Genomic DNA, 14,453 nt, shown 5'->3' on the forward strand with positions numbered 1-14,453 from the left:
TCATCCGCGATAAGGCCCTAAAATCCACCCCATACCTCACCCCTCCCATGCACCCTTTCCTCCACAGCCACCACCTAAGCAACCGCTTCCAGGCCCTCGACCAATTCCTGAGCGCCCACCAGCAGCTGTGGAAACCCCGCCCATTCACCGCCCTGCGCCTCGACTGGGAAACCGAATACCCCGAACTCGCCGCTTACCTGCGCCAATGCCCCCTGGCCGACGCCGAGTCCAGCATCGACCCACAAGACCTGCCAGCCCCCTTCCCACAACTGGCCCAGCAAGCCCAGCAGCTATCCGCCGTGGGCGACCTACCCGACATCGGCCTGCCACCCGCCGGCCACCGCCTCGACGTCAACGTCCCCGGCCGCAAATGGCAGCAGATCGAAGCCTTCAGCCGCCGCCTGGGCTTTCACCAACAGACCCACCACTGGCTAGACTGGTGCGCGGGCAAAGGCCACCTCGGCCGCCGGCTGCTACAGCCCGGCCAGCAACTGACCTGCCTGGAGTACGACGCCGAACTGGTGAGCGCCGGGCAAGCCCTGAGTGACCATCACCATCTGCCCGCCACCCATGTTCACCAGGACGTGATGGCCGCAGACAGCGCCCGCCACTTGGGCAGCGACAAGAGCGTGGTCGCCCTGCACGCCTGTGGCGAGCTGCACGTGCACCTGCTGCGCACTGCCAGCCAGCAAGGCTGCCGCCACTTGGCCGTGGCCCCGTGCTGCTATAACCGCGTCCCGGGCGACCACTACCAACCGTTATCCACAGCCGCGCAACATTCGCCCCTGCGGCTGTCGATGAACGACCTTGGCCTGCCGCTGAGCGAAACCGTGACCGCCGGCGCGCGGGTAAAGCACCAGCGCGACCGCTCGATGGCCCGGCGCCTGGCCTTCGACCTGCTACAGCGTCAGCAACGCCAGTGCGATGAGTACCTGCCTACCCCTTCATTGCCGGTCGCTTGGCTGGAGAAGCCATTGGAGCAGTACTGCCGCGACCTGGCGCAGCTGCGCGGGCTGGAGCTGAGCGTCACCCCAGACTGGGCAGCCCTCGAAGCCGCAGGCTGGCAACGCCTGGCTGAGGTACGCAACCTCGAACGGCTGCGCAACCTGTTCCGCCGACCGCTGGAAATGTGGCTAGTGCTGGACCGCGCCCTGTTCCTCGAAGAACAGGGCTACAGCGTTCGCGTTGGCACCTTTTGCGAATATCCACTGACACCGCGCAACCTGCTGCTGCTCGCCGAACGCGACTGATAGCCGCAGTACAACCTGTGGATAAGTCTGTGAACAAGCTTTTGATGACTGGATCAAGCCGAGCGCTATTTAAAGCCCTTCGGTTATTCCTACAGGCGCTCCAAGCCCAGTAAAAACAGGCGTTTGCGCAAAGACCAGCGGTGGAGTCAGTCGGCATGCCTTTCGCGCACACACTTGATGCCTCTTGTGCATAAGCTTTTCTTGTGCGTAGGCGCAAAGGCTCAGTGCAGGCGGTTCTTGGCCATTTCGATATCGTTCATCAGGGCCTTGGCCAGCGCACTCAAGTAGTCAGCAGCACCCAGCAGCTTGTGGTCGTCTTCCATATCGCCTTCACGAACGAGGTGCTTGATGTAGCCCAGCAGGATTGAAACCTGTTCATAGGCATCGTCCAGGGGAATGCCCGGTTGAACGCGCAGCAGGTCGATGGGTGGGTTGCCGACTTCCAGGAAGGTTTCGGCGCCCGCCGTCAGAAGGGTTGTGGTTTTTCCGGTCATGGCTTCACTCCCCGCCCTTATCTGCGGTTATGCGTGCCAGTGCATGTTCGGCGAGCACCCGTGCCGAATCGGTGGCGTGGGCAGCGTTACCGAGGATGTTCAGGCCGGGTTCGCCAGCGTGCAGGTGGCAGTATTCGTCGAGGGTGTCGATGACGCCGCACAGTAGCTCGGTGGCGTAGACAAGCGCGTCAGGCGGGGTGATGTCGCTGTGGATCGAAAAAAATGGAGTATTGAGGATTTTCTGGCGGGGTGGATCGGGGACAATCTTCTTCATGGCAGCAGCTCCGGTTGAACTGCCACGGTGACCTTTCTCACGGATCAAGGCGGCAGTCATACACGGGGTGAGAAAACCGAGGGAGCTACAAAGCTCGGCCAGACCGAAGTCTGCCCGTGTACGACTGCCATAAAAGCAAGCTCAGTAACTCCATAGCGGGTTCTCACGCCCGGTCACCAGAAATTGGCGACCCGGGAACGGTATCCCTGGGCCACTTCCCCGCCAACAGTGAAACTTCGCAAGCGTGCGTAGGATAATTCCCAAATGCACTTTTCCTGAAGCATTTGGTTCTAGGTTCAGAATTACCTTACTGGCTGATGGCCCTATCGCCGGCAAGCCAGCTCCCACAGGTACAACACAAGCCTCGAGAGCGGTACAACACCTGTGGGAGCCGGCTTGCCGGCGATAGGGCCAGAACAGCCACCCCAGCACAAAAGCGTTGCCCCCTCGGCCACCCTGCCGGTGTATCATCCCCATCCCAAATGATTAAAAAGCTACGTCGCACGCTGCCCACCAGCCTCGCGACCTTCTGGCGTTGCGCCAGAACCGACAATGGACTACCGGACTTTCACATCGTGACCCGAGCCAAACCCCTGATCCTGTTGGCCTGCACCCTGGCCCTCGGCGCTTGCGCCAGCAGCACCCCGGCGCCCCACACCAGCAATCTGGACTGGAATACCCCCGGCATGCAGCTAGGCGGCGACAACGGTCTGCCGCTACGCGTCGAAACCCCGTGCCGCAAGCGCGGCTGCGACAATGACAAGCTGTTCTTCAACCCCGCGAAGACCGAACCAAACGTCAACACCATCCACCGCGGCTGGTAGGAAAATTCCCCTTTCGGGCCGGTGACTTAGCTCATTTGCGCACAATCGAAAGGAAGTGGTTTACAGGCGCCATCCGATCGCTATAATGACGCCCCATTGCCGGTATAGCTCAGATGGTAGAGCAACTGACTTGTAATCAGTAGGTCCCGGGTTCGATTCCTGGTGCCGGCACCATATCCAGCTCCATCGCGTTCCACCGAATGCCTTGGAAGCCCCTAAAACCCGCCCTTTGGCGGGTTTTTTCGTTCCGGGACCCTCCGTCGGGATCCAACAAAATACCCCATCCCCGGGGGGTATTTTTAGGGTACAGCGTCTTGCCTGCATGGAGAACGTACCCTTATGCCACGCCTAGCCGTTCCTCTCAGCGACCTCAAATGCCGTACGGCGAAACCTCGCGAACGTGCCTACAAGCTATTCGACGGTGGCGGCATGTACCTCTTCGTGAAACCCAACGGCGTGAAAACGTGGCGATTGCGCTACTTCAAGCCCAGCGGCAAGGAGGGCACGCTGATCATCGGCAACTATCCCATCATCTCGCTGGCCGTCGCGAGGACCAAGCGCGATGAAGCCAAGGCCCTGCTGCTCGACAACCTCGACCCGATGGAAGAGAAGAAGAAAGCGAAGCTAGCTGCTCAACGAGCTTCCCTGCTTTTTGAAACCGTCGCCCTGGAGTGGCATGCCGAAATGTCGCGGCGCTGGACGGAGGGACACGCCAAGACCGTCATGAGCCGATTGCGCACCCACGTCTTCCCCCTGATCGGCCAACGCCCCATCGCTGAGATTGATACCCATGATCTGCTTGAGATCACTCTGCGTATCAAAGAGCGCGGCACCATGGACGTTGCTCTGCGCGTGCAGAATTATCTCTCCACGATCATGCGGGGCGCGAAGCGGGCACGGCAGATCAGCCAGAATCCTGCGCTCGATCTGGCAGGGTCGATTCATGCCCCGCGTACCGTGCACCGCCCTGCCCTCTCACTCAACCGCCTGCCCGAACTACTCAGCCGGATCGACAACTACAACGGCCGTGAGCTAACCAAGCTGGCTGTATTGCTGACGCTGCACGTGTTCGTGCGCTCCAGCGAACTGCGCTTTGCGCGCTGGGATGAGTTCGACCTGCAACGGGCGATGTGGGAAATCCCGGACACCCGCAAGCAAATCGACGGCGTGCGCAATTCCACTCGTGGTACCAAGATGAGCGGAGACATACAGATGGTGCCGCTCTCTCCCCAAGTCATCGCGATCCTTGAGAGGCTGCGCGGCTTGAGTCGCTTCTCCGAACTGGTGCTGCCCGGTGACCACAAGTACTGGAAGCCAATGTCGGAGAACACGGTTAACCAGGTGCTGCGCAACGTTGGCTACGACACCTCCAAGGAGGTATGCGGACATGGATTCAGGACCATGGCTTGCAGCGCCTTGCTTGAGTCAGGGCTGTGGACAGACGCGGCCATTGAGCGGCAGATGAGCCACAAGGAACGCAATCGCGTGCGCGCCGCCTATATCCACAAGGCCGAATTTCTGGAGCAGCGTCGGCTGATCATGGCGTGGTGGAGCAATTACATCGATGCCAACAGATCGGGGCATGTCACTCCACATGAGTTCGCCCATCCAGCTGGCGACAACATCACTCCCTTGCCAAGTGGGCGTGGCGCATTCAATCGTCGGTGAACCCTCCAGAACACCGCTGGCCGCTCTTTAATTCGGGTCCATCCAAACAGGGCTGCAAAGCCGCCCTGTTTGAATGGACCTCGCTTTGCAAAGCTAAAAGTCGACACAAATCCTTTGGATACCACTGATTTCCACCGGTGGATAATTTCATGCACAGCCCCAGAGGCCACGAGGAATGGGGCGTTGACCAAAACTATCCACAGGCGTAGAACTGTTGTTGCAAACGCTGTCGTTGACAGCACCCCAGGTGACCCGAGCCTTCAAGGTCACGCCGCTCCCGCGGTGGTTCTCCCCAAGGGCGATTCGCATCCGGCAGCTCGCCCGGTCACTACCCATGTGATGGATGCTCCTATACCTATGGCGCTCGTGCGCCAGATACACCGTAACTCGCTGCCCTGCAGCAACCTACCCGCTTGGCCGACTATTGCGCCAACCTGTGCCCGTCTCTTTCTGTGGAAAGAGACGGGCACTTCTAACACTGCTGCAGCCCTGATAGCACAAGGCTTTGCGGCAGTCCCCCTCGTGACAATCGGCGTGACAAACGCCGATGTCACCAGCAACAGCCATGTAGATGATGGTGCCGCAGACCAAGGAATGGATTGCACCTGACTGACAGTCAGGCATGCCCCGGTCATCGCATTGCTGCTTGCACCTGGCTCAGGATCTCGCGGCACTGGTCTCGTCAGCCAATGCAGCCTCCACCCGCCCATCGGTAACGGTGCTCAGGAGGTCAGATCATGAGATGCCCTTGCTCCCGGTCGTAAGGAGCCGCCAGTCCCGCGCTAGAGGACATCCCCACAGGTCGCAGGGGCCTTGATCCCTGATAACACTCAGCATTCTTGGCGGGATGACGTGGGACAAAGAACGAGAGGTAAAAGTAGGAGGCAGTGGGTATGACGCTAAACGGATGAAATGCTTTGCCATAGACACCGGCAGCACACATTGGTAGTGTCCAAAAACGAATGATTGCATCTCGGATACCATAAACAGTCTGGCCAAGAAAACGCACTCAACAGTTGACTTCTCAAGGTTGATTTCCCTTTGCCCTACCATGAAGGTTTCTATGATCATATTTGTAGCTGGCGTTTATGGATCTGGAAAAACCACCATATGCTCTCGGCTAGCAGCAGACTTAGGGTATCTAAGCGTCAGCGCAAGTGAGCTGATTCGAGCACGTCGAGGGAGTGCGTCCTGGAACAGTTCGAAAGAGACCCAGGACATAGAGCGCAATCAACAAATATTAATTGAGGCTGTCGCAGACCTCAAGATGAATCATCGCAATATATTACTAGACGGTCACTTCGCGCTGCTAGATTCCGAAACCAGAATAACCGTTCTACCGCAGAAGGTCTTCGACAATTTAAGCGTAGATAAAATAATCCTAGTTGAGTCCAGCATCCAAGATATTGAATCACGCCTAAAAGCAAGAGACAAAGAGGAGTGGGATCGCAAACTCATAAAAGAGCTTATCATTTCTGAAAGAAATAATGCTCTCGCCTATCACCAAGCAACTGGGACGCCACTAAAAATAGTCAACAGTAAAAATTATCGGGACATAATCCCCTACTTGGAAAAATAATAAATAACGCCATCACAATACACATCGATAAAGGAGTATCAAGTGAAAGGCTTGCAGCACAAAAAAATCTCAGAAATAGATGGAAACGATCCTTTTTTTAATTCCCTGAAAGAAGACTACAGCGAGTTCTGCTCTTGGTACGCAAAAAAAGCAAACGCTGGTGAGGAAGCATACGTATTCCACAACTCTAGAAAAAGAATGGACGGCTTTTTATATCTAAAGCTTGAGACTGATCCGGATCCAAGCATCGCCCCTCCCCTTCCACCTGGCAAAGCATTGAAGGTAGGCACACTTAAGATAAATGCCCACGGAACAAAGCTTGGTGAAAGATTTATCAAAAAAATTTTTGATCATGCGATGAGCCATAAAGTTGACTACATTTATGTGACGGTTTTTGAAAAGCATGCCGGCCTTATTAATTTATTGGAGCGCTACGGTTTCGAAAAGCGCGCCTGTAAGACTTCGATAAATGGCTCAGAACATGTCCTAACTAGGGACCTCAATCTAGTGACAGGTCACGTCGTTAGAGACTTCCCCCACTTTGAGTTAGCCGACAAAAAATTCTACCTTCTCGCAATTTACCCGGAATACCACTCAGCATTCTTACCTGACTCAATACTCAATGGCGAAAGCCACGATATCCTAGAGGACGTATCACACACAAATAGCATACACAAAGTATACATTTCAGGAATAAATAGAACAAAATGCTTGAAACCCGGTGACATTGTTGCGATTTATCGAACCAATGATGGAAAAGGTAAAGCCTATTATCGCTCCGTCGTTTCCTCACTGGGCGTAGTCGAGGAAGTACGGCAGATAAAATCCTTCAAAAACGAAGCGCAATTTATTAAATACACAAAACCATATAGCATCTTCACCATTGAACAACTCAAAGACTATTTTACTAATAAGCAAAAATCATATATAATAAAATTTACATATAATGCAGCGCTGAAAAAAAGAATTATCCGCAAACGGCTTATCGAAGAATGCCTGATTAGCACCCGTACTCGATGGGATTTCACCCAGCTTACAGAGAAACAGCTAAGATGGATTGCAAAAGAAGGTGAAATTAATGAAAGTATTATTATCCATCAAGCCTGAGTACGCTAATAAAATTCTTAGTGGTGAGAAAAAATTCGAATTTCGAAAAGTTTCATTTACGAACACCGACGTGAAAACTGTAGTGATCTATGCAACTAAACCTGTGGGAAAGGTCGTCGGGGAGTTCGAGATTCTAAAAATTTATAGCGACTCCCCTTCAAAAATTTGGGAACGGACCAAAAATTCGGCAGGCATCGATAAAAAATATTTTGATCGATACTACGAGGGAAAGGATCTAGCTATTGCAATCGCGGTCGGAGCTGTTCATCAATATGAGTCCCCTAAAAACTTGTCTGATGTAGGAGTTGGAATCTCACCGCCGCAATCTTTCTGCTATATTAAACCTAACGAGAGAGAACAGCAGCGAGAACTGGAGCTCGGATAAGGATATATTAATGATGAATTTGTCGCGAGAGGTGGATATAGACTGGGTCACCAGCTCGTTGAGAGCTGTTGATCAGAAATTTTTGATCGCCAATCCTTGGGCGTACGACCATGTATTGCCCGTTATCATTAGTCATCTTCACGATCTTTCAGGCTACTATCCAAGTTTTAACACTTGGTTAGACCATAAGGTCATACCTGGATTACTTTCAGGCGAGCGAACAATCCTTCTTGAGCATAGCCGAGGTTGTTTATCTGGATTAGCTATAGTCAAGAATGATGGTCTCGAGCAAAAATTGTGCTGCTTACGAGTTCTGCCGAGATTTCAAAATACTGGAGTTGGATTGAAATTATTTGAGCGCTCATTCCAAACACTCAACACAAGCATGCCTTTGCTATCAATTGCAGAAGAGCAAAAACCTGTTTTTAGCAGGCTATTCAAATACTATGGTTTCGAATTAGCCAAAAAGTATCATGATTATTACCGCCCTATGAAAGACGAGCTCAGCTTTAATGGACTGATCGAAGCTGAGCCCGTATTTAAAAAGAACTCGAATTGCTCTCAAAAGCTAATTTTTCTGACCTAAATGTTTGAGGGCTTTTTTCTTCAAATGTCCGAGTAGTGGCCGGGCACCTATCAATAAAAATCCGAATGCCAAGTACATTGATAACCAAGCCACCTTCCGCCCGCAACCGTCAGGTATCTCTTTAGCGATACAAGTCGTGCTAATATCCCATAATGCACTTCCCGACGCTCCGAAAATAACAACAAGTGTGACAAAGCGGGCTATCGAAAGGTAGTCAGATCGCACCTTTGAAAAACGGCCAAGGACAATTAGATCCTTGACGGAGTCTCCTTCTTTGCTTGCGGTCCATTGGTAACCCAAGTAATTTCTAACACTAGTCTCTTCAGAAATACCCACGCTGCTGTCAAGGCGAATGTACTCGTTCCAAACCTCTTCGTCCATGAGGGAACGATAGCCCTTATAATCCTTCGTATCAGAAACGCATACTTCATCTCGAATCGTTGTCAGAAAACAATGAATTCTCTGAAATTTCGGAAACTTCAACCGGTCGTTGCCGCTCAGAAGTTCTTCTGGCACCCCGCGACGCACATTAATTCTAAAATCAATAATCCGAGTTTCCGTGTTGGAACTGATTAACGCCCGATCCTTCTGGATAAAATCTACACTGTATACGCTAGGTGGAACATTTCGAATACGAAAGCGAATGTAGGCAGACTCGCGGCGATCTTTTATATTCGTAATAGCTGGACGACTAGGTAAGGTGATTGTCAACCGGGTACATACGTTTTCGTCGCTCAGAAAAATAGGCTCAACTTTAAAAAGCTGAGTATTCAGGCGAACCAAAGAGAAAGGTTTAACATCTTGCCCATCTTTTCTAAAACTAATATTAGCGTAGTTGCCTTCACCAAATCCGTCATAGTGAACGACCTCATTAAAAATCGCGGCAACGCTCTTTTCGCCATTTAATCTCGAACCAAGATCACTTACATCTTTCAGTTCAACTTTCCATGGAAAATCAACCACGACCGCAGAATAAGCATCACGCTTACCGATCATAAGCCCAATATCCATGAAGGGAGACAGTCTATCACGACCTGTTTCCCACAAATTCACATGGAGTTCATCCTCAAGTTCTCTTTCCCAGAGATCACCTGATTTTTTACGTTGTTCTATCAACCTCGTCTTCCGCGCCTTAGTACTCGCTAGCCAAACCTCTCTGACACTGACTTGATCGTCTAGAACGGTTTCGGTATTCGAGTGGGGTTGGTTGTCTTCCTGAGGGATGGCCTTTATCGGTAACTTAGGAGATCCGTGCTTTACGGGCTCCTCTTCATCAGATAAGTACCTGACAATTATCCCTGAAAAAGAATGGCGCATCGAACGCGTCCTTGGATTTCCGCACAATCGTAGGGGCATTTCACCTTTTTTTGTTGAATCTGTCAATAACTGCGCACCCCCAAAAATAGGGTAAAAGCGCTTAATATGCAGGATCACATAAACTTGTAAACGGCAAAACATTATTTATGCTTGACACACAACTTGCCTAAAGCCTTTTCTCAGGGCTGTGGTAGGCCATAAAGATACTTCTAAAGATGCCTTGTGCTACAAACCAACGCCTACAATGGCTGCTGACACCCCAATTCGATTCCACCAAACGCCATAACTAGCTGATTTATTTATAGCTACCCTATGAGGTACGCCAAAAAATCCACCAAATTCCAACCCCGCGAATCCCCTACCCTCACAGCTAGAAACCGTTCGTCTGGTGCCGCACCATAGGCAGTATCAAAAAAGGCTCACCGAAAGGTGTGCCTTTTTTGTTTGAAACCGCGCTCGCGGACCGCTCGCATGGCAGCAGGGAGCGCGGGTTGCAGCGTGGCTTCGCCGCCGCTGAACACCACCGCCTGCAACAGTTCCTGGCGGCGATCGAGCAGGTCGGTCACGTCGTGCCAGGGCACGCCGGGCTCGGTGCGGCGGAGGGTCAGCTCGGGGTTGTGGCAATAGCGGCAGTGCCAGGCGCAACCCTGGCAGAACACTGCGCAGGCGAGGTGGTCGGGGTAGTCGAGGGTGGTCAGGGGTTGTAGGCCGCCGATGCGCAGGGCGCTGGCTTGGGATTTGGGGTTGGGGGTTGGCATGGGCGCTTCTGGGCAGGGAGGGAGAGCTGTGTTGCCTGGGCTGGCCTCATCGCCGGCAAGCCGGCTCCCACAGGGATATCCACAGGCCTTCAATCCAGCGCTGTAACTGTGGGAGCTGGCGGGCTTGCGGCAATAGCGCGGACCGGACCATGCAACCGGTAGAGTTTGCTTGGAGAGGACTGGGGCAGCCTGGGTGAGCATCTGCAGGGTGAAACGGGTAGGACGGCTGGCAAACCCCGAATACTCATTTGTGAATACTTCGTATTTGCAGATGGTTTTTGTTACGATAGCCGGCATATCCTCCACGACCTCCCTGCCGGTGTTTTACCCGATGAGCACGACCTTGCCGGTCGTTGTCGATGACGACCACATTAAACCCGAATGCCCGGATGCTCCTGCCGACGTACAGCGCTTTGCCGGCTTCACGCTGGAACATGCCACCCGCCAACTCACCCGTCCCGATGGCGTATCGCTGACCCTGCCCCGCTCCGACTACCAAGTGCTGTGCGAACTGCTGGCGGCCAGCAACCGTGTGCTATCACGCGATCGGTTGACGCGCAGCGCGTTCGGCCGCGAACACCTCCCTGACGACCGTTCGGTGGACATGTGCATCAGCCGCCTGCGCCAGCAACTGCGCCGTGCACCCGGCGCAGACGTGCAGATACTCACCCTGCGCAACGAAGGCTACCTGCTGAGCATCGCCCGCGCCGAGGTCGGATAGGGCTGCTTTGCAGCCCACTCGCCGGCAAGCCGGCTCCCACAGGGACACCACTGGCTTCAAGACTTGCGCGTTACTTGTGGGAGCCGACTTGCCGGCGATGAGGCCAGCAGCAACACCGCAAACCGTAAGAGTGTTTTACCGATTCGCCAGGTTTTCCCACCGGCCAGTTTGCCTATCCTTGGCCCGGTCATCCTGTTTTGCGATGGACCCATGAAACACTCTCTACCCAGCCGCTACGCCTGCCTTGCCGCCTGCCTGCTCTTCACCTTCGCCAGTCTGCCGCTGCTCACCCAGCATGCCTGGTTGTGGCCGCTGACGGTGGTCACCGCCCTGCTCAGCCTGGTCGGCCTCAATGACCTGCGCCAGAGCCACCACGCTGTGCGGCGCAACTATCCGATCCTGGGCAACATCCGTTACCTGATCGAAACCATTCGCCCGGAAATCCGCCAGTACCTGATCGAGGGCGACGACGACAAGCTGCCGTTCTCGCGTTCGCAGCGCTCGCTGGTATACGCCCGTGCCAAGAATGAAAGCGCCGAGAAGGCCTTCGGTACGCTCAACGATGCCTACAAGCCTGGCTTCGAATTCATCAGCCATTCGATGCTGCCGGTGGCAACGCCGGACCCAGCCTCCTTCCGTATCTCCATCGGTGGGCCGCAGTGCCGCCGGCCTTACTCGGCGTCGATCTTCAACATCTCGGCAATGAGTTTCGGCGCCCTCAGCGCCAATGCCATCGCCGCACTCAACCAGGGCGCGCGCCTGGGCCGTTTCGCCCACGACACCGGCGAAGGCAGCATCAGCCCCTACCACCGTGAGCACGGCGGCGACCTGATCTGGGAGATCGGCAGCGGCTATTTTGGCTGCCGTACCGAAGACGGGCACTTCGACCCGAAGCGCTTCGCCGCCCAGGCCAGCGACCCGCAGGTGAAGATGATCGAGATCAAGCTCAGCCAGGGCGCCAAGCCGGGCCATGGCGGCATTCTGCCGGGGCACAAGGTGAGTGCGGAAATCGCGGCCACCCGTGGTGTGCGTGAGGGCGAGGATTGCATCTCGCCAGCCGCGCACAGCGCGTTCCGCACGCCCATCGAGTTGCTGAATTTCGTCGCCGGCCTGCGAGAGCTTTCGGGCGGCAAACCGGTGGGTTTCAAGTTCTGCCTGGGCCACCCGTGGGAATTCATGGGCATTGCCAAAGCCATGCTGGTGACCGGCATCACCCCCGACTTCATCGTCGTCGATGGCAAGGAAGGCGGCACCGGCGCGGCGCCGCGCGAATTCAGCGACAACATGGGCGTACCCATGCGTGAAGGCCTGATGTTCGTGCACAACACCCTGGTGGGCTTGAACTTGCGTTCGAGCATCCGTATCGGGGCAGCGGGCAAGATCGTCAGTGCCTTCGATATCGCCAGCGTGCTGGCCATCGGTGCCGACTGGGTCAACTCGGCGCGGGGCTTCATGTTCGCCATCGGCTGCATCCAGTCGCAGAGCTGCCACACCAACAAGTGCCCGACCGGCGTGGCCACCCAAAACCCGTTGCGCCAGCGCGCACTGGTGGTGCCGGACAAGGCACAGCGGGTCGCCAGCTTCCACCGCAATACCTTGCACGCCTTGGCCGAGATGCTCGCGGCCGCTGGCCTGGAGCACCCGTCGGAGCTCAAGCCCAAGCACCTGGCGCGGCGCATCAGCACCAGCGAGATCAGCCTGTTTTCGGACCTGCACCAATTCCTCAAGCCGGGCGAATTGCTCAGTGGCTCGATTGAAAGCGAGTTCTATGCGCGGATGTGGCGGATGGCGCGCAGTGACAGCTTTGCGCCGGAGACGGGGGACATGGCTGTGGTGCCAGCGACGCCAGCACGCAGAAAAGAAACAGCCCCGGCATAGGCCGGGGCTGTTCGGTACAACCAATCAGTATCAGAAGATGCTGATTGGGTACTCGACGAATACGCGAACTTCGTTGCCGTCGTCGAAGTAGCCGTTCTGACGAACGCTTTCCGACGTACGCAGCCAGGAGCCACGCAGTTTGACCGACAGGTCCTTGGCAGGGCCGTCTTGAACCACGTAGCGCAGCTGGTTGAAGATCTCGCGCTCTTTGCCTTCGCCGAAGCCGTGGGTGTTGATGTTGTCACCACGCACGTAAGCGATCTTGTAGGTCAGGCCAGGAATGCCGAAGGCGCCGAAGTCCAGGCCGTAGGCGAGCTGCCAGGAACGCTCGTCCTCGGCGTTGAAGTCAGACCAGTACGAGTTGGCCAGGTAAATGGTCGAACCACCATCACCGACGCCGCCGCGGTCCTGATACCAACCGTAGTTGTAGCCAGTGCTACCGGTGCTGCGCTGGTGCGCCACTGTCACCGAGTGCGGGCCGAACGCGTAGGTGGCCGCAAGGCTCCAGATGGTGTTGTCGTCACCGGTCAGGTCGGCCTTCTGCACGTACTTGCTGTTGATGTCCGACTTGTAACCGTTGAAGTCCAGGGTCAGGGACTGGTCTGCCGCGATCGGGAAGACGTAGTTCAGGCCCAGGTAGTGCTTCTTCATCACGTCTTCGATATTGGACGTGTAGGCAGAGGCAGTGAAGTTGTCGGTGAACTTGTAGCTGCCGCCGAACACATCGATCGACTTCAGGTGGCCGCTGTCACGGCCCTCGGCGCTCTTGCGCGCTTCCTGGGTGAAGTGACCGGCATTGAGCTCCAGGCCCTCGATCTCCTTGGAGGTGATGAAGGTGCCGGTGTAGCTCTCAGGCAGCAGACGGCTGTCGTCGTACTGCAGCACCGGCAGGGCAGGCATCATGTCACCGTACTTGAGCACAGTGTTGGAGACGCGGAACTTGATGGCTGCGCCACCACGGGCCAGGTTGTGCGGCGAGTTCTTAGGGTCGCTGTCGCTGGCTTTGAAGAAGTCGATACCGGCAGCGCCGTTGCGGCCTTTGCCGCCGTCGAGGCGCATGGCGTACAGGCCAAAGGCGTCAACGCCCACACCTACGGTGCCTTGGGTGAAACCGGAGGAGAAGTTGCCGATGAATGCCTGGCCCCATTCGCTCTGGTCTTTCGTGCCGTGCTTCTTGTCGCGGTTCATGTAAGCGTTACGCAGGAGAACGTTTGCGTGGCTGTCCTCGATAAAGCCCTTGCTGTCGGCCTGCTCGTTGGCCTGGGCCTGGGTCGCGGCGATCATCGCCAGGGCGACCAGGCTGATCCTGGTTTTCAACATGTTGTTTTCCTTATTCCTAATCAAAAACGCTCTGCAATATGACGCCAGGAACCAACGCCCCTTCGTAGGTTCGACGCTTTGCGGATCCAAACTGAAAAGCCCGCCGAAGCTTATGTGGCGGGCCTTGTGCAGCAGCATGGCCATGTCATGGCCAGCAGGCGTTGGCCGAATCCTAGCCGTGTGCGATTACAAATGTCAAAAAGTCGTGAAATGCAGGTCGATATAACCAAAATCTCCCAGAGGAACAGTGCATTTCCATGCAGGTTCACGCGGTCGGTGGGTAATTTATCTT

Annotated in this window: 12 protein-coding genes, 1 tRNA gene and 2 pseudogenes; 10 read left to right on the plus strand and 5 right to left on the minus strand. The window is 55.2% G+C overall.

The window, feature by feature from the left end; all coding sequences use genetic code 11:
- The first annotated feature begins 47 nt into the window (after window positions 1-47).
- Entirely contained in the window at window positions 48-1,250 is a 1,203-nt protein-coding gene (locus KU43P_RS25440) for a methyltransferase (protein ID WP_317660195.1), read from the plus strand.
- 221 nt (window positions 1,251-1,471) lie between these two features.
- Here KU43P_RS25440 and KU43P_RS25445 read toward each other — a convergent pair whose 3' ends face one another.
- Both KU43P_RS25445 and KU43P_RS25450 read right to left on the minus strand, forming a co-directional pair.
- Window positions 1,472-1,744 (minus strand): DUF3077 domain-containing protein, encoded by a 273-nt coding sequence (locus KU43P_RS25445; RefSeq protein WP_317660196.1) that lies wholly within the window; start codon window positions 1,742-1,744, stop codon window positions 1,472-1,474.
- 4 nt (window positions 1,745-1,748) lie between these two features.
- Complete coding sequence (locus KU43P_RS25450) at window positions 1,749-2,018, minus strand: hypothetical protein (protein ID WP_317660197.1); 270 nt, start codon at window positions 2,016-2,018, stop codon at window positions 1,749-1,751.
- A gap of 575 nt (window positions 2,019-2,593) precedes the next feature.
- Between KU43P_RS25450 and KU43P_RS25455 the strand changes: the two genes are divergently transcribed.
- From KU43P_RS25455 to KU43P_RS25485, 7 genes are all read left to right on the plus strand, one after another.
- Entirely contained in the window at window positions 2,594-2,842 is a 249-nt protein-coding gene (locus KU43P_RS25455; RefSeq protein WP_317660198.1) for a hypothetical protein, read from the plus strand.
- A gap of 98 nt (window positions 2,843-2,940) precedes the next feature.
- Window positions 2,941-3,016, plus strand: a tRNA-Thr gene (locus KU43P_RS25460).
- Window positions 3,017-3,181: 165 nt separating this feature from the next.
- Window positions 3,182-4,510, plus strand: coding sequence for a tyrosine-type recombinase/integrase (locus KU43P_RS25465; protein ID WP_317660199.1), 1,329 nt, complete (start codon window positions 3,182-3,184; stop codon window positions 4,508-4,510).
- A gap of 1,063 nt (window positions 4,511-5,573) precedes the next feature.
- Window positions 5,574-6,089: an ATP-binding protein gene (locus tag KU43P_RS25470; RefSeq protein ID WP_317660200.1), complete on the plus strand. Its 516-nt coding sequence runs from the start codon at window positions 5,574-5,576 to the stop codon at window positions 6,087-6,089.
- 42 nt (window positions 6,090-6,131) lie between these two features.
- On the plus strand, window positions 6,132-7,196 hold the full coding sequence (locus tag KU43P_RS25475; protein ID WP_317660201.1) for an N-acetyltransferase: 1,065 nt from the start codon (window positions 6,132-6,134) through the stop codon (window positions 7,194-7,196).
- Window positions 7,168-7,581 (plus strand): ASCH domain-containing protein, encoded by a 414-nt coding sequence (locus tag KU43P_RS25480; RefSeq protein ID WP_317660202.1) that lies wholly within the window; start codon window positions 7,168-7,170, stop codon window positions 7,579-7,581. Before KU43P_RS25475 ends, KU43P_RS25480 begins: the two co-directional genes overlap by 29 nt.
- 10 nt (window positions 7,582-7,591) lie before the next feature.
- Entirely contained in the window at window positions 7,592-8,167 is a 576-nt protein-coding gene (locus KU43P_RS25485) for a GNAT family N-acetyltransferase (RefSeq protein ID WP_317660203.1), read from the plus strand.
- Here KU43P_RS25485 and KU43P_RS25490 read toward each other — a convergent pair.
- Both KU43P_RS25490 and KU43P_RS25495 read right to left on the minus strand, forming a co-directional pair.
- Window positions 8,150-9,484 carry a hypothetical protein gene (locus tag KU43P_RS25490; RefSeq protein WP_317660204.1) on the minus strand — a complete coding sequence of 445 codons (1,335 nt, stop codon included), beginning with the start codon at window positions 9,482-9,484 and terminating at the stop codon, window positions 8,150-8,152. The two genes, KU43P_RS25485 and KU43P_RS25490, sit on opposite strands and share 18 nt — an antisense overlap.
- 428 nt (window positions 9,485-9,912) lie before the next feature.
- Window positions 9,913-10,242, minus strand: a pseudogene (locus KU43P_RS25495) (radical SAM protein); the annotation flags it as partial.
- 400 nt (window positions 10,243-10,642) lie between these two features.
- Here KU43P_RS25495 and KU43P_RS25500 point away from each other — a divergent pair.
- Together KU43P_RS25500 and KU43P_RS25505 are read left to right on the plus strand one after the other, a co-directional pair.
- A pseudogene (locus KU43P_RS25500) lies at window positions 10,643-10,963 on the plus strand (winged helix-turn-helix domain-containing protein); the annotation flags it as partial.
- 210 nt (window positions 10,964-11,173) lie between these two features.
- Window positions 11,174-12,841, plus strand: coding sequence for an FMN-binding glutamate synthase family protein (locus KU43P_RS25505; RefSeq protein ID WP_317660205.1), 1,668 nt, complete (start codon window positions 11,174-11,176; stop codon window positions 12,839-12,841).
- 30 nt (window positions 12,842-12,871) lie between these two features.
- On the opposite strand, the gene KU43P_RS25510 is transcribed toward KU43P_RS25505, so the two are convergent.
- Window positions 12,872-14,161, minus strand: coding sequence for an OprD family porin (locus KU43P_RS25510; RefSeq protein WP_317660206.1), 1,290 nt, complete (start codon window positions 14,159-14,161; stop codon window positions 12,872-12,874).
- Window positions 14,162-14,453: the final 292 nt, after the last annotated feature.

The organism is Pseudomonas sp. KU43P (assembly GCF_033095865.1).
Lineage (GTDB): Bacteria > Pseudomonadota > Gammaproteobacteria > Pseudomonadales > Pseudomonadaceae > Aquipseudomonas.